The organism is Antrihabitans auranticaus, from assembly GCF_016481275.1.
Lineage (GTDB): Bacteria > Actinomycetota > Actinomycetes > Mycobacteriales > Mycobacteriaceae > Antrihabitans.
Genome location: NZ_JAEMNW010000008.1, coordinates 1 through 15,982 on the forward strand (window position 1 = coordinate 1; position 15,982 = coordinate 15,982).

Annotated in this window: 8 protein-coding genes; all 8 read right to left on the reverse strand. The window is 65.1% G+C overall.

Going from position 1 to position 15,982, the window contains the following annotated elements; translation table 11 throughout:
• Window positions 1-4,254 (reverse strand): acetyl/propionyl/methylcrotonyl-CoA carboxylase subunit alpha (locus JGU72_RS25470; protein ID WP_199686917.1); only part of this gene is annotated, 4,254 nt, incomplete at its 3' end.
• 441 nt (window positions 4,255-4,695) lie between these two features.
• Complete coding sequence (locus JGU72_RS25475; protein ID WP_199686918.1) at window positions 4,696-5,874, reverse strand: VWA domain-containing protein; 1,179 nt, start codon at window positions 5,872-5,874, stop codon at window positions 4,696-4,698.
• Window positions 5,871-8,063: a DUF5682 family protein gene (locus tag JGU72_RS25480; protein ID WP_199686919.1), complete on the reverse strand. Its 2,193-nt coding sequence runs from the start codon at window positions 8,061-8,063 to the stop codon at window positions 5,871-5,873. Before JGU72_RS25480 ends, JGU72_RS25475 begins: the two co-directional genes overlap by 4 nt.
• On the reverse strand, window positions 8,042-9,139 hold the full coding sequence (locus JGU72_RS25485) for an ATP-binding protein (RefSeq protein WP_199686920.1): 1,098 nt from the start codon (window positions 9,137-9,139) through the stop codon (window positions 8,042-8,044). The genes JGU72_RS25480 and JGU72_RS25485 overlap by 22 nt, the downstream gene beginning before the upstream one ends.
• Entirely contained in the window at window positions 9,136-10,599 is a 1,464-nt protein-coding gene (locus JGU72_RS25490; RefSeq protein WP_199686921.1) for a DUF5691 domain-containing protein, read from the reverse strand. The genes JGU72_RS25485 and JGU72_RS25490 overlap by 4 nt, the downstream gene beginning before the upstream one ends.
• The gene (locus JGU72_RS25495) at window positions 10,596-11,885 is read right to left on the reverse strand and encodes an SWIM zinc finger family protein (RefSeq protein ID WP_233533030.1); all 1,290 of its coding nucleotides are present in this window, start codon (window positions 11,883-11,885) and stop codon (window positions 10,596-10,598) included. The genes JGU72_RS25490 and JGU72_RS25495 overlap by 4 nt, the downstream gene beginning before the upstream one ends.
• The gene (locus JGU72_RS25500; RefSeq protein WP_199686922.1) at window positions 11,882-15,142 is read right to left on the reverse strand and encodes a DEAD/DEAH box helicase; all 3,261 of its coding nucleotides are present in this window, start codon (window positions 15,140-15,142) and stop codon (window positions 11,882-11,884) included. Before JGU72_RS25500 ends, JGU72_RS25495 begins: the two co-directional genes overlap by 4 nt.
• Before the next feature lie 102 nt (window positions 15,143-15,244).
• Window positions 15,245-15,886: a vWA domain-containing protein gene (locus tag JGU72_RS25505; RefSeq protein WP_199686923.1), complete on the reverse strand. Its 642-nt coding sequence runs from the start codon at window positions 15,884-15,886 to the stop codon at window positions 15,245-15,247.
• Window positions 15,887-15,982: the final 96 nt, after the last annotated feature.

Consider the following 15,982-nt stretch of genomic DNA (forward strand, 5'->3'; position numbering starts at 1 on the left):
GTTCCAGTAGGGCTGGGCGCCGACGTTGATGCCGGCGACGATGACGTTGATTTCGCCGCCGCCTTGGGTGAAGGTGATGATCCGGCGGAGGGCGCGCGAGACCCAGTCCATGTTTTCGGTGCCGGATTCCATGGAGATGGTGGCGCCGGAGGACAGGGTGAACCATTCGACGGGGACGTCGAGTTCTTCGGCCAGGTCGATGGCTGCCACGATGCGGGAGCATTCGGCTTCTGCGACGGTGCCGAGGGCTTTGGTCGGGTCGCCGAAGAGGGCGACGCGGGTCATGCCTTCGGGGTAGCGCAGGGTGGGGGTGGTGACCAGGCCGACGATGATGCCGGCCTTGTTGGCACCGTAGGGGCGTTGGATCGGGGCCAGGCGCCCGGTTTCGTCGAGGTCGTATTCGGTGAAGTGGCCGTCTTCGCCGGTCAGCAGCGGGATCAGCTCGTAGGGGTAGACGGTGCCGCGGGCGCGGGAGCGTTGCACCTTCTGGGTGTATTCGTCGAGTGGTTTGAGTGGTTCGGTGGGTGCCTCGGTCGCTTTCACGACCACACCCGCACCCGACCGATACGAGAACCGCAGCGCCACTTCGTGTGGTGTAGCGCCCGCGCGCTCCTGCAGCCGCGCCAGGAGCGTCACTTCTTCGAGCCCCGCACCAGCCGTCAGCGGCGCTATGTACTGCCCGATGGCATGGAGTTGTTCCATCGGCTCTTCGATGATCGGCCACACGTAGAGGGCGACGCGATTGTTGTCGAGGCGGCGTTCGCCGCGCTTGGCCTGCTCGCGCCGAATGCCGTCCATGCACGCGGACAGCGCACGTTCGATCGCAGGGACCGCGACGATGTTGCCGGCGTGATCGCGCTGGATGGTCTCCTCACGGATCTCGGCGAATGCGATGAGGCGCTGGTCGGCCGGATTCTCCTTGGCGACAAGCTGATACAGGTGCGTATCGGCGGCCGAAGGGAGTCGAGTGCCGTCGAAGTGCTTCAGTCGCCAGAAGTCGAATCGCTGACCGGTCAACGGGTGCATATCGCGAATGATCCGGTCTTCGGTAAGGCCGGTTCCGGTGCCACGCAACGTGATCTGCTGAATCGAGTTGTTGGCCGCGAACACGGTGAGCGTAACGCGGCGCCACGTTGCCGATGCCGGATGTGCAGCGACGACCTCCTGCACCGCCGCGGATAGTACGTCGCCGTCGATCGGCGCGTCGTTCCACGCTAGGTACAGGTCGACTGCGAGGTCCTCCGGTGTTGCGCCGGCAAGGCCGTCGATCACTGAAAGCGATTCGCGCAGTTCGTCGTACGACGTCGACATCGAGATCAGATGAACGCGCTCACCTGCTTGATCGAACGTTCCGGTGACGATCTGCCGACCGTCCTGCTCGAATGCTTTGACCTCGTCGAGCGTGTGAATCAGGTAGTACTGGCGTGTGATCACCTCGAGCAACGCACCCGGCTTGGAAATGCGTTGGGCCAGTAGGCCGATCAGCGGTTCCGGTGTGGCTGCGAGCGTTTTCACGCGCTGCTGGTAGTCGGGCGCGTCGGGCCGCTCCGACAGGTACTGCAGATTGCCGCGGACGTTGTCGTACGCGCGGTTCCGGATTTCCTTGATCGCGGGCTCGTCGAAGAATCGGAAGCGCAAGTTTCGCGCGACGTCGCCGACCAGCGGATACCGGACCTGCGTGGCATCGATCAGTCGGTCGAGCACCTCGGCGAACTCGGAGTTCGCCTCGGGCGCAGCGACGTCGTCGGTCAGCCAGCGCTCGAGCAGGCCGATCACGACCGGCACCTGATTCTCGATGCGCTGCAGGGCGAGGAAGAGACGGTAAACGGCTTCTTCCAGCAGCGGTCCGCGCTCGAGATCGATGACGTCGTAGTGGCTGAGCGCGCGGGAAAGCCTGTCGCGGAAGGATTCCGGCAGTCCCTGTACATCCACGTCGAGTGAGAGCAGGTAGGCGTGGAAGTGTTCACGCGGGCTGTGGGCCTGCTCGTGAGCGTCTTCTTCTTCGAAGGTGCTGGGTCGGTTGCGGGAGAGTTCGCAGATGTCGGCGAACGTCGTGAGCAGGTCGAGTTCGGCCTGCACCATGCCGGTCTGCGTGACCGGCAGCGAGTTGCGCAGCGTGCCGTACTCGGCGAAGAGTTCCCGTGCGCGCGCGCCGCCGACGTCGAAGCCGGTGATCACCGCACGCAGCGCGTCGAGCCGGGTCTTCGCCTCGGTGAGTGCGTCGGCATTGTGCGTCGACGCGGGTTTCGCGAACTCCACGCGGGGCGCAAGGGTCGTCGGTGCGCCGTCGTCGACAGGATCGACGCGCAGCAGCGGGGCGCCGGCGTCGATCTGCGAGTTGACGGCTGCGAGTACTTCGCGGACGCGGCCGGCAAACGGCGCGCGGACCGCTGTCTCCATCTTCATGGCTTCGAGCACGACGAGCGTCGCTCCGGCCTGGACTTCGTCGCCTGCCGCGACGGGTACAGCGACGACGACGGCGGGTGCCGGCGCGCGGACCACGCCGGCTTCGTCCTGGCTGATCTGATGGCTCACGCCGTCGACCTCGACGAGGTAGTGCGCCGGACCCGCGATGGATACGACATGGAAACGTTTGTTGCCCACGACGATTCGGCTCTCGAATTCACCGAGCCGGTCCACGCCGACCTCGTATTCGCCGCTCTCGGTGTCGACGCGGTAGCGGTGCGCGCCGATCTGGCCGACAGTCAGTTGGTAGGCCTGGCCTTGATAGGAGAGTTCGACGGCACGGCCGATGGCGTGACTTGCGCGCGGACGCCCGCCACGCGCCGACGACAGGAATGCAGCGCGCTCGTGCGCTTCCTCGGCGTCGTAGGTGTCGATCGCAGTGGCGAGGAGCGCGATATCGGCAACCCTGGTCGGTCCGTCGCTGGTCCCGGCGCCGGTGCGGTCGAGCCACCCGGTGTCGGCCTCGCCGGAGATCAGTTCGGGGCGGTCGAGCAGATCGAGCAGGAACGACTTGGTGGTGGTGCCGCCGTGCAGCACGACGGTGGTTTCGCGCAGCGCGGTCCGCAGCCGGGCCAGCGCCTCGGAGCGGTCACGGCCCCAGGCGATGACCTTCGCGACCATGGAGTCGTAGTCGGGCGGAATGACGTCGCCCTGGGCGATGCCGGTGTCCACGCGCAGACCGGAACCGAGCGGGAACTTCAGTAGCTGAACGGTGCCTGGCGCCGGGGCGAAGCCGTTGTCGGCGTCTTCGGCGTTGAGCCGGGCCTCGACCGCGTGGCCGAACTCGGGCGGGCATTCGCCTTCCAAGCGGCCGCCGGAAGCGACGTGGATCTGCAGCTTGACCAGGTCCAGGCCGGTGGTGGCTTCGGTGATCGGGTGCTCGACCTGCAGGCGGGTGTTGACCTCGAGGAAGGTGAACAGTTGCTGGTCGGGTTGGTACAGGTACTCGACTGTGCCTGCGCCGCGGTATCCGGCCGCGTGGACCAGTTCTGCCGACGCGAACCGGAGGTGATCCGCCTGTTCCTTTGTAAGAACAGGGGAACTGGATTCCTCGATGACCTTCTGGTTCTTGCGCTGGATCGAGCAGTCGCGGACGCCGGGGGCCCAGACGTTGCCGTAGTTGTCGGCGATGACCTGCACCTCGACGTGGCGGGCATCGGTGACAAGACGCTCGAGGAAGACGACGGGGTCGCCGAAGGACCGTTCGGCTTCGCCCTGGGTGCGTTCGAGGGCTAGTTCGAGCTCGTCTTCGGCGTAGACCTTGCGAATGCCGCGGCCACCGCCGCCGGAGCGGGCCTTGATGATGAGGGGGTAGCCGATGGCTTGGGCGTGGCGACGGGCGTCGGCGCGGGTTTCGACGGGACCGCCGGACCAGGGTGCGACCGGGACGCCGACCTTTTCGGCGAGGATCTTGGCTTCGACCTTGTCGCCGAGCAGGTGCATCGCTTCGGCTGACGGTCCGATGAAGGTGATGTTCAGTTTGGCGCAGAGTTCGGCGAATGCAGGATCCTCGGCGACGAAGCCCCAGCCGACCCACACGGCGTCGGCGTTGGCGGCCAGCAGCGCCCGCTCGAGCTCTTTGTGGTCGAGGTAGGGGCTGCCGGTGCCGGTGGCGCGCAGCGTGACGGATTCGTCGGCCTGGCGCACGAACATCGCCCGGCGCTCGGCCTCGGTGTGCAGCGCAATCGTGCGAATGCCGTAGTTGTGCTCTGCGTTGAGCTCGCGCACCGCCCTGATCAGGCGTACTGCTGCCTCACCTCTGTTTACAACCGCAATCCGAGTGAACATATCTCTCTATCGTCCGTTGTTCGTGTAGGCGTTTCTGCTCACCGCCGTTGTCGGCGATGATTTGACGTTAGGTCATCTAGCAGCATGCCTCAGCTGATGCGCTCGGCGTGCCGAATCGCATCCGCTGCCGGTCTACCGGTCGCTTTACGTCGTCTAGCGTGCAGCATCGCAGCGGCGGTGTCCAAACTCGACACGGGTGCAGATCGTTGCTTCCGGCAAACATCTCGCGAATACCTTTCGGGCGCAAGGGCATTGGTTCGCGGCGGGTTGAGCAGTGACTTTTCCCGCATCGGGGCCGGTGCGCCCTTACTCGTGAGTAACGTTGCGGCGTAACGATTCTCGGCTTCATTCTTGTTACTCATCGGTAGCATCTCGTTCGGGTGTGTTGCGCGCTGCGAATCCCAGTGCGTTCGGGTCGTGCGGTCACCTCGTCTCCTGGGGTTAGCGCGTCATTTGCCGGTCAGCTGTCTGAACACGCGCCCAGCGCGTGACGTCGCCGCGATCGAGGGCGATCGCGAGGAGGTCCGGGAACTGGTCGGGTGTGCATGCGAATGCCGGTACGCCGAGCGCAGCGAGGGCCGCCGCATTGTCGTGATCGAACGACGGCGCGCCGTCGTCGGACAGGGCGAGCAGGACGACGATTTGTACGCCCGCGGCGGTCATGGTGGCGATCCGGCGCAGCATCTGATCGCGTGCGCCACCCTCGTACAGGTCGGTGATCAGGATCAGCAGGGTGTCCGTCGGCCGGGTGACCAGTCCCTGGCAATACGCGACCGCACGGTTGATGTCGGTTCCGCCGCCGAGTTGGGTACCGAACAGCACGTCGACGGGATCGGCGAGTTTGTCGGTGAGATCGACGACCGCGGTGTCGAACACGACGAGCGATGTCTTCAGCGACCGCATCGAGGCGAGTACGGCTCCGAAAATCGATGCGTAGACCACGCTTGCCGCCATCGATCCCGACTGGTCGATTGCGAGCACGACGTCTCGTTGCACTGCCCGGGCTTTGCGTCCGTACCCGACGATCTGTTCGGGTACAACGGTTTTGAACTCGGGCAGATATCGCGAGAGATTCCTGCGAATCGTACGATTCCAGTCGATATCGGAATGGCGCGGACGCGAGGTGCGAGCGGCGCGGTTCAGTGCGCCCGTGACGGCAGCCGCAGTGCGCCCGGAGATGCGGCTCTCGATCTCCCTGACGACCTTCTCGACCACGCTCCTGGCCGTCGCCTTCGTCGTCTCGGGCATCACCCGATTCAGGCTCAGCAAGGTCCCGACCAGGTGCACATCCGGCTCGACCGCATCCAGAAGTTCGGGCTCGAGCAGCAGGGTGGCCAAGTCGAGTCGCTCGATGGCGTCCTTCTGCATCACCTGAACGACGCTGCTCGGAAAGTAGGTCCTGATGTCGCCCAACCAGCGCGCAACCCGCGGCGCCGAACCTTCCAGCCCACCCGCGCGCCGGCCTGTTTCGCCTGGTCCCGGCTTTTCTGCGTCGTACAGCGCGCCCAATGCGCCGTCCATTGCGAGGTCGTCCCGGGAAGTCAGGTGGCCTGTGCCCTCCTCTGCTGCCTGCCCGAGCACCAGGCGCCATCTGCGCAGGCGGTCCGCGTCCGTCGTCATGACACACCCAGGATCTCTGCGACAGTGCGAATGGCGATCCGGCCGCGCTCGGGATCGCGGTCGACCGCGCGCGCACGACGAGTTTCGCCGGGACTTCGTACGGCTTGCCCCACCGCGTGCCGCTCGCCGGTGTCGAATGAGCCGAAGGTGCGACGCAGCAGGGGGAGTATGTCGGTGAAGTCCTGTTCGACCAGGTTGCCGACCCACTCGTCGAGTAAGCGGAGCAACTCCCGGTCGTGCACGAGCAACAGACCGCTACCGCCGAGGAATCCTTCGACCCACGCCGCCTTGGCGGCAGGCTTCGAGCCGATCGACAACGCACGGGAGAGCCTGGTCGCGGAGCTGGGTTCGGAGATGCGGCCGGCGTCGCGAAGCAATCGGACAAATCTGCCGACCAGCACGCCGTGGACGTCGTCGCGGTTGCTTATCGATTCGAGCGTGCTCATCCATCGCTCGGAAGCGACGGTGTCGTCACGCGTCATGATCGCGGCGTGGGCATCATCGACGAGAGTGCGCAGTTCGGTTGCGCTGTCATCGTCGAGGTTGGTGACTGCCGTTGCCATCCCGGCGGCTATCCGAATAAGCATGCTGTCGCTGACGTGGGTCAATGCCGTTGTGTCCGTGCCGCGGACGTCGCCGTAGCGCATCGTGCGGGTCAGTGGCGGCACTGCGGCGAGAAGGTGGACCACGTCCTGGTCGAGGGCGGCCGCGGTCTCGACGCGGGCGAGCAACTCGGGCAGCGCGCCGGCGAGGTCGGCGACGAGCGTTTTCTCGAGCAGCGCTGTTAGTTCGCCCAGGGTGACCGCAGATTCTCCGGCAGCGTGGAGCACCTTCGCTTCGGCCGCGGCCTCGACAGTGGTGCCCCACATCGATGCTTCGACTATGGAGACCGCGTAATCGGGCTGCCACCGCAACGACCAGGTCTCGCGGAAGGTGCCCATGTTGCGAACCTCGCTGTCGATCACAGTGCCCCAGCCGATACCGATGAGCGACAGTCGGTGCAGGAGGCGGGATTTGGCGAGATCGTTGTTCCTCCGGAGGTCGAGGTCCAGTTTCTTAGCCGAGGTTTCTTGCTTGAGGCGCAGCGATCGAATCTTCGACCGCAGGTCGGCGTCCAACGGCACGGTCGGTGTTTCGTCGGGCACTCTGCCGAGCTCCTCGCCGACGACCATCCGCTCGGTCACGAACTCGAGTACGACTTCGTCGCCGTCGCACAAGACCGCACGCGTGGCGTCGGTGACTTCGGCGAGGCCTGCAAGTGGCCGAGATCGCATGGCGGCCAGCGTTTCCGTGAGCCGGACCGATTCGATGACGTGCGCGCTGGAAACAGGTAGATCTTGGGTTCGAAGTACTCTGGCCACCTTTGTGAGCCACCGGTCGATCGGCTTGTCGGTCTGTGTGAACAGGTGGTGATACCAGCCCGGCGAGGTGATCCCTGCACCGTAACCGGAAGCCGCGGACAACCTCGAATGAGTCCAGGGCACCCACGTGAGCGATGTCTTGACTTTGGGTAATCCTTTGAGCAGCCGGGCATCCGGTGCTGCCGGACCGAGTGCGCCGTTGAGCGCCGGCGCATGCCAGGCGCCGCAGACAACGGCCAGCCGGGTCGCTCCGGCCTTGAGCACGCGGCGCATGACCTGGCGCATCTGTGCTTCACGAACCAGCGTGGGTTGGTCGATCGTCGACGTTTCGCGAAGCTGCGTCATCGCCTCGGTGATCGCTTCGAACGATGCGGAGTCGGAGCTGGATTCGACGACCGCGTCCCACCAGCGTTCGGCGTCGTCGTATCCCGCAGCGGCCGCCAGCCGTTCCAACGGATCGCCACCACCTCTCGTGCGGTCCGCCGAAGCGAGTGCGTGTGCGGCCGACAGATCGCAGAACTGCGCCGGAATGTCGTGGCGGGCAGCCCATTGCAACGCCTGCCATTCGGGTGAGAAGACAGCGAACGGCCAGAACGCGGCCTTGGCCGGTTCGGTGGTGGCATAAGCGAGTAGCGCGACGGGCGGGCGCATGTCGCCCGAACTTGCCAGCGCCACAAGCGAATCAGCGTCCCCGGGTCCTTCGATAAGAATCGCATCCGGCTCGAATTCGTCGAGCGCTGCGCGCAATGAGCGCGCGGAACCGGGCCCGTGATGCCTGATTCCGAAGACGCGTGTGAGTTGCTCGGTCACCCGCTGACCTCTCGGCATGCTCTGTAGAAGTCGGCCCAATCCGCACGCTCGCGAACGACAGCTTCGAGGTACTCGTTCCAAACGACCGAATCGGCGACCGGATCCTTGATGACCGAGCCCACGATGCCCGCCGCGATATCGGCGGCGCGCAAGACTCCATCGCCGAAATGGGCAGACAGGGCGAGTCCGCTGGTGATAACCGAAATTGCTTCGGCTGTCGAGAGTGTGCCCGATGGTGACTTCAACTTCGTTCGGCCGTCTGTGGTTGCGCCGGATCGGAGTTCGCGAAACACGCTGACAACGCGGCGAATCTCTTCTGCGACAGCGGGAACCGGTGGCAACTCCAGGGCCGAACCGAGTTGCTCGACGCGGCGCGTGACGATCGCGACCTCCTCTTCCTCGGTCGCGGGCAGCGGCAACACCACGGTGTTGAATCTCCGTCTGAGGGCGGACGAGAGTTCGTTGACGCCCCGGTCGCGATCGTTGGCAGTGGCGATCACGTTGAATCCCTTGGTGGCCTGCACTTCTGTGGCCAGTTCGGGGATCGGCAGCGTCTTCTCGGACAGTATCGTGATGAGCGCATCCTGTACGTCGGCGGGGATGCGGGTGAGCTCTTCGATTCGTGCGATACGACCCTCGCGCATCGCCGTCAGCACCGGCGACGGTACGAGCGCGCCGTCGGTCGGCCCTTCGGCAAGCAGACGCGCGTAGTTCCAGCCGTAGCGGATCGCTTCCTCGGGTGTGCCTGATGTGCCCTGGACGAGCAGAGTCGACGCACCGGAAATGGCTGCCGAAAGATGTTCCGAGACCCATGTTTTGGCTGTGCCTGGAACGCCGAGCAGTAACAACGCCCGGTCCGTGGCGAGGGTCGCCACAGCGACCTCGACCAGTCGGCGCGGGCCGACGTACTTCGGCGTGATCGTCGTGCCGTCAGTGAGAACGCCGCCGAGCAAATAGGTCACGACTGCCCACGGCGAAAGTCGCCACGAGGGTGGCCGTGGGCGATCGTCCGTTCGTGCGAGCGCGGAAAGTTCGCTCGCATAAGCTTGTTCGGCATGCGGGCGCAGTAGGGATCGATCGATCGCTTCGGTCACTGCAGCTCCTCGAGCATTGTCTTGCGTTGGATGAGTGTGTGCGCGATGGCGTTCAACGACTGGGCCCACCCGGGGTCTGCGCAGCGGTCGGCGGCTGCGCGAACCGCCGGAAAGGCCTCGATCGGAAAGTTCGCGCGAGCCAAGCGCAGCGCGGTGTCCGCGCCGGCAGGCGAGTTGGTGCGCGTTCGCCGGAGCTCTTTGACTGCGCCGTCGGACCGCTCGAGAATCAATTTCAAGACGTGCAGGCACACTTCCCGCGACCAGGGATGTCGCAGGGTGCTCAGTGGATTCGGCGCCGGCGCCGTCAGCAACGCTGGGGTCGAGCCGAGGATGTAGCGCTCCCGGGCGGCTTCGCTCGCCTGGGTCAGAAGTGAAGCGATGTCGGCATGCGATTCGTCGATCAGTGCGTCTGCCCACTCCGAATCGGCCTGCGCGACAGCGGCTTGCGCCCAGCCGCGGACGACACACATGTGCCAGTCCGCGTCGATACCGCTGGTGACCGCCCGAGCGGGCGAATCGAACAGGTCCGCCCACGTGCTGAGTGGTGTTGCGCCGACGACCTGTAGCAGCCATGCCGCACGCTTGTTCGTGGCCCGAAAATCGTTGTCGGAGATACCATCTCGACGTCCGGTGGTATCGATCGAGGTCGGCACGCTGACGGTGACGTGATCTCCGCCCTCGACGTGCAACCAGGACCGTGCGCGGGCCGCCATGCGTTCGCCGTAGCGTGAGTGCGGAAGCCGACGCAGTAGGCGCGCGGCTGTTTCTCGCACTTCTCTGCGTCCGTCGTCGAGCGCGGACTCGAGGAGGTCTTCGTCGGAGTTGTTCAAACCGACCTCGAGTTGGGCTAGGAAAGCGGCGCGATCGGTGCCGGTTTCGCTCGACCACGTCGCGGCCAGGTGGGAGCGCGCCGCCGCGGGATCGGCGTCCCGCAGTTCCGCGAGCCAGCGGCGCCGGTCTCTTGTCGCGCCGTGCGTCCAGATGTCGACGTCCCCCGGGCGGAAAGCAACCAAGTCCGCCCATTCGGAGTTCTGTTTCGCAAGCCACTGGCCACGTGTTCCAGCGAGGCGCAGGATACTGCGGCGATGTTCGGCGCTCGACGCCGCAAAGGCCAGCAGGGCAGCCATGCTTTCGTCCGGTGCGCGGTAGTCGCGCCGTTGTGCTTCGGCGAACCATTCGCCTAGCACCGGTGATCGCGTTGCCAGTAGTTCGAGAACCCGTCCGACGGCGTCGCTGGGTAGCAGGTATCGCGGGTCGTCTTCGGCCGCTTCGGGAATCGTCGCCGGGGTAGCTGCGAGCGCACCGCGTTCGTAGGCGAATTCCAGTGCGGCTGCGTTCAACAGAACGGTCGCCGGATCACCCGAGAGCCGTTCGGAGTCGATTCCGACATCGATGTAGCGGAAGTCCGGCTGCTTGCGCGCCGTTCCGAGGAGCGCGGCGGAAACCAGTTCTTCGTTCACAGTTGGACCACCTGGCCCGCCGTGAATACCGAGACCGGCTGCAGCCCCGTTCCCGTCCATTCGCCGATGACTGTGATCGGGTGACCACCGGATATTCCGAGCAGCTTCCAGGGTGGCGGCTCGTCGAAGGGGTGGGTGAGTGGAAGCGCGGCGCCGTCGGCACCGACGACGCGCCACTGTCCGCTCGTCGCCGTCGGCACAACGTCGCTGAGCAGCATCGGCCACGACCGCAACCAGGGATCTGCTCCCAGCGCGTGCGCGTAGTCGGCGAGCGAATCGTCGATGGTCGACCCGGCGAGTGTCGTGAAGGGCTCGGGGCGACTGTGCCGTTTGCCGACTTTCCCGCGCAGCGGAGCGGCACCCGGATAGAAGTGGATGTCGAGGTCGATGACGAAACCGGGTCCGGGTACTTCGCTCGGAAAGTTCGGCGAGCCGAACGAGAAGTCCAGGAGAACGGCCCACTTCCGGGAGTCACGTCCGCGTAGCCAGAGTTTCCGTGCGAAGAGCTGATTCTCCTCGGTGACCCGGCTGCCGAGGATCATCCAGTGATCGGAATCCGCAGGGCGTTCGAGCACGGCCTCGGCCTTGATCGGGTAGCCGATATGTGACCGCACCGATGCCGCGAGCGGCTCGGGAAGCTCCTCGATCCGGCGATGGGCCGCGACGAGTAGATGGAGCTGTGCGTAATCGGCGAGCAGGCGGGCTGGCCAATCTTCGCGTGTAGCAACGGTATACGGAATGCGGCGCAACGTGGATGCGACGCCTGGTGCCTGCGCGTCGGTCATTCGGGCGGCAATCGATTCGAACGTCCGAAACGACCGATCTGCCTGCGCCAGCCCGGTGCGGATCTGATCCACCAGCCACGTCTCGAGGTCCTCGAGTCCTGCGCTCACCCGATCTGCTCGCTGTTGCACTGTCGCCGGGTTGCTCGATCGCGGTTTCGGTGAACCCTGCGTCGATGGCTGTCCGGTACGCGATTCGAGCCACGCGACAGCGAAGGGTGCCACTGCATCCTGCGCTGGAACGGCGTCCTCCGACCACGCGATCAGTAGCCCGAGGGCGTGCTTGCACGGGTTCCGCCGGCTTGGGCACGAGCAGGTGAATGCCGGCCCGCCGAGATCGGCGACAACTTCGTACGGTTTCGCGGCGCTACCCGCGCACAAACCCCACAGCGTCGAGCCGTGGTGGCCGGTTGCAGAAAACTGCGGTCCGAGGCGTCGGGCGGTGGCGAGCGACGCAGCATCGGGAGCGAGAGCAGCGATGTCCCCTGCGCTCCGACCGATCATTCGAACAGCCCGCGAATGTCGTCGGCTGTGAGGCTTGCGCTCAGCATGCTGTCCGCGTCCAGCACGCTGGAGAAGAGCGAGGCCTTCTTCGCCTTGAGCGCCATGACTTTTTCCTCGATCGTGTTTCTGGAAATCAGTCGATAGACCATGACATTCCGAGTCTGCCCGATCCGATGTGTGCGGTCGACTGCTTGCGCCTCTGTCGCGGGGTTCCACCACGGATCCATGAGGAAGACGTAGTCGGCTTCGGTGAGGTTGAGGCCGAATCCGCCGGCCTTCAGGCTGATGAGAAAGACCGGTGCACTGCCACTCTTGAATTCTTCGACGACGGCCGCACGATCACGGGTCGAGCCGTCGAGGTAGCAGTAGCGCACTCCCTCCGCCTCCAGCCGTTTCCGCACCGTCGCGAGGAAGCCGGTGAACTGGCTGAAGACCAGGGCGCGGTGGCCGCCGTCGACCACGTCGTGGAGTTGGTCGGCCAGCGCGTCGACCTTTGCCGAGGGCATGCTGCCGGGGCTGACGGTGTCGTCAACGAGCGAAGCGTCGAGACTCAACTGACGCAGCAGTGTCAGCGACCGGAAGATCGTGAAGCGATTGCGGTCCATGTCGTCGATCAGCCCGAGTATCTTCTGGCGCTCGCGCTGCAGGTGCGTTTGATAGAGCTTCTGATGCCGGGGATGGAGGTCGAGTTCGAGTACCTGCTCCTGCTTCGCGGGCAGGTCGGCGGCAACCTGTTCCTTGTTGCGCCGCAACACAAGTGGCCTGATCCGGCGGCGCAGCTGCGCGAGAAGCTCCCGGTCACCTTGCTTTTCGATCGGCTTGCGGTAGTACTCGCCGAACTTCTTGAGGCTCGGGAAAAGACCCGGCGCGGTGATGGACAGGAGCGACCAGAGCTCGCCGAGGTTGTTCTCCATGGGTGTTCCGGTGATCGCGAGCTTGAAGGGAACCGGCAGTGCGCGCACTGCCACGTAGGCCTTGGACTGGTTGTTTTTCACGAACTGTGCCTCGTCGAGAATCAAAGCAGACCAGGGCAATTCGGCGTACTTCTCGTAGTCGATCCGAAACCGTGCGTACGACGTCACGACCACATCGGCACCACCGAGGACGCGATCACGGTTGGGGAGCTTGGCGAGGCTTTCGTCGATTGCGACGATGTCGAGATGCGGTGCGAACCGGGCACATTCGGCGGCCCAGTTCGGCACGACACTCGTAGGCGCCACGATCAGGAACGGTGCGTCGGCGGGTTTCTGCTCGCGCGCGTGGCAGATCAGCGCCAACGATTGCACGGTCTTACCCAGCCCCATGTCGTCGGCGAGAATTCCGCCCAGGTTGTGCGTCCACAGGAATGTCAGCCAGCGGAAACCATCGACCTGGTAGGGCCGCAGCTGGGCCTTCAGTCCGCGCGGTGATGGTGCCGATTCGATCGAATCGAGAGTGAGCAGGCCTTCGACTTGATTCTGCCATTCGGCGGCTTGGCTTTCGATGATGCCGAGTTGACTGAATTCGTCCCACAGGCCCGCTTGAAATCTGCTGATGCGCAGACCGCCACCGGGGGTGTCCTGCAGTTCGCGCGCCTCTTCGATGAGGCGTTTCAACGTTTGCAGCTCGGGCTTCTCCAACGAGAAGTAGGCGCCGCTGGGTAGGAGTAAGTGGGTCAGTTGGCGCGCCAGCGCGGTGAAGACGTCGGCGAACGGTACCTCCTGACCTTCGACCGAGATCGACAGACCGAGGTCGAACCAGTCAGAATTCGCGGCGGATGCCGTGGTACTCAGCCCGATTCGCAGTGAGTCGCCGGCCTCGCGGTAGTCGGGTGGAGTGCCGACTACCTCGACCTGAACATCGTCGTCGGAGGCGAGCAACGGCAGCAGCTCGGTGGTGAATCTCATCGTATCGATGCCGGCGAGTTGAGAGTGCGCGGCGAGTGCAGCCGACGAGTCCGGCGGAAGGTCCAGCCCTTCGAGCAATTGACGTTCGCGTGCCGGATCGCGAAACGACGTGCCGCCTCCCCTTGGGTCCAGCGGGGCGCGGACTTCGTGTTCGCCGATTCGATAGGCCCACTCCCAGTCGACGGTGAGCGAGTGTTCGTCGGCATACGTAGCGCGCAGCGCAAGGCGTGGATCGGAAACAGTCGGCGGCGTGAAGGATTCGTCCGACGACGTAATCGTGGCTGACCTCGTGAGAGTAGGAAAGTACTCGATGACGAACCGGGACTGCTCCGCCGCGGGGATGTCGATCTGCTGGCCGTCGATGACCATTTGCTGCAGACGCGGGGGAACCGGCGACGGGAATCGCGCCAACTGGAAGCGGTTCGACTGTTCTGCGTGGACGACGCCGTGTCCCGTCGTTCCGATGAACCCGACCGCGAGTGGGCTCGCCGCGGTGCCGTCGACGCGAACGATCGGCGTGATCGTCAGGCCGAACTCGGTCGCTCGAAAATCCAAGCAGAACTCGGCCGTCGCAGAGTGCCGTACGGTGCGCGTGTCTTTGCGCGCGTAGACCAATTGCACTCCGGCTGCGGTGAGTTCGTCGAGAAGCGGCCAGAGTTGGCGACTGTCGAAGGTCGCGAGGTCGATCGTCTTCTCGTCGCCGAAGTGATAGTAGGAATGGCGATGCCGGCCTGACGAGTAGACCGCGTAGAACTCTTTGAGCAACCGGACGTGTTCTGCCGGATGGCCGGACGACGCGTGGAGCGCGGTCACCGACGTCCACGTCAACCCGCCGCTGATCCAGCCGGTTCTGCCCCGTTTCACAGGTTTCGCGAGGACGCTCGGGCGGGTGTCGGCACCTGTCGCAGTGACCAGCGTCAGCTCGATCGCAAGCGGGTTCGCGCCCGTGTGCCATTCGTGGTCGCCGGGCTCGGGCGGCAGGAGTGGCCGTAGGGAACGCTCCCACGCGGGTGTCGCGGGTGGTGCAGGCACCACCGCGACTGCGGGAGGCGCCGGCCGAGCGGGTGCGATCGCGTGCATCGCTGTGAGGACGAGAGCGACGACGTGCTTGCACACCCCATCGAAAGGGCAGGTGCAGTCGCTCGACGCGAGCCCGAGCCGGCCTTCGTTGTCGGCGAAGTAGGCCACTGCGTCGTAGCGGACGCCGCTACTGCCTTCGACGTCACCTTCGAGGGCGAGTTCGTCTGGATACCAGGCGAGTTGCCCGATCGCGAACTCACGTGCATGCGTGAGTCCGCGAGCGAACACTGCCGACCCCACACAATCGCGGAGGTCGGCGACGTCCTCGTAGGTGAATCGGTTGCGCGCCATGCAGGGAAACGTATCGGTGCGGTCCGACAAGTTGCCCGTGCCGCGCTGCCTCCGTCCCGAATCTGGTACAGCTGCGAGCCGTGTGGCGAAAGGTGCGCGCGCTCAGGTCTGCATGGAACTCGAGCGGTCCGCGTCTGTGAATTCTTCGACGGCCGCGCCGGGTGCTGCCGCTCGTTTGCGACTCGTGTAGTTCGCGGCAGCGGCAAATGCGGCCGACACGCCTGCGGCGGACGGTGCGTAGGTCAGCGACTTGCCGCCCTTGAATCCGAGTTGCTCGCCGATGGCGACGGCGTCGATGTTCGCGCCGAGGAAGAGGTAGTCCCAGGCATAGTCGCGTTCCTGCCGAGTGATCACTTCTCGCACCGCGGAGTGAGTCCACTCCTTGCTGGCATTCTCGTGGCCGTCGGTCAACACGACGACGATTACTTTCCCCGGCCGCTCGTGTTCGGGCCGCGCGGCGAGCTCCTGACCGATCTCGGTTGTAAGACGGCCGATTCCGTCGTAGAGCGCCGTGACTCCCCGCGGCTCCAGGACGAGTGGCGCAACGTTCTCGATCGGAACGTTCGAGTAGACCCGCTCGTAGACGTCGTCGAACTGGGCAAGGGTGACGTGCACGCCCCCCGGCTGCTCGCGTTGTTTGGCGATGTAGGCGTCGAAGCCGCCTTCGGTGTCCGACTTGATGGAGAACATCGAGCCGGAGCGGTCCAGAAGGACCGCGATGAGTGTCAGATCTGCGTTGGTCATGTGCTGCTCCCGTGTGCGTAATCGACAGCCTGCCCACGGCAGGGCGTGTCGAAAGCAGTCAGCTCGACCGGTGCAGGCTCATGCCTCCACAGTGCC

Excerpts from the sequence above, each read along its gene's own strand:
- JGU72_RS25500 (WP_199686922.1), bottom strand. The coding sequence starts at position 15,142 with ATGGCGCGCAACCGATTCACCTACGAGGACGTCGCCGACCTCCGCGAT.
- JGU72_RS25475 (WP_199686918.1), bottom strand. The coding sequence starts at position 5,874 with ATGACGACGGACGCGGACCGCCTGCGCAGATGGCGCCTGGTGCTCGGG.
- JGU72_RS25505 (WP_199686923.1), bottom strand. The coding sequence starts at position 15,886 with ATGACCAACGCAGATCTGACACTCATCGCGGTCCTTCTGGACCGCTCC.
- JGU72_RS25480 (WP_199686919.1), bottom strand. The coding sequence starts at position 8,063 with ATGCCGAGAGGTCAGCGGGTGACCGAGCAACTCACACGCGTCTTCGGA.
- JGU72_RS25495 (WP_233533030.1), bottom strand. The coding sequence starts at position 11,885 with ATGATCGGTCGGAGCGCAGGGGACATCGCTGCTCTCGCTCCCGATGCT.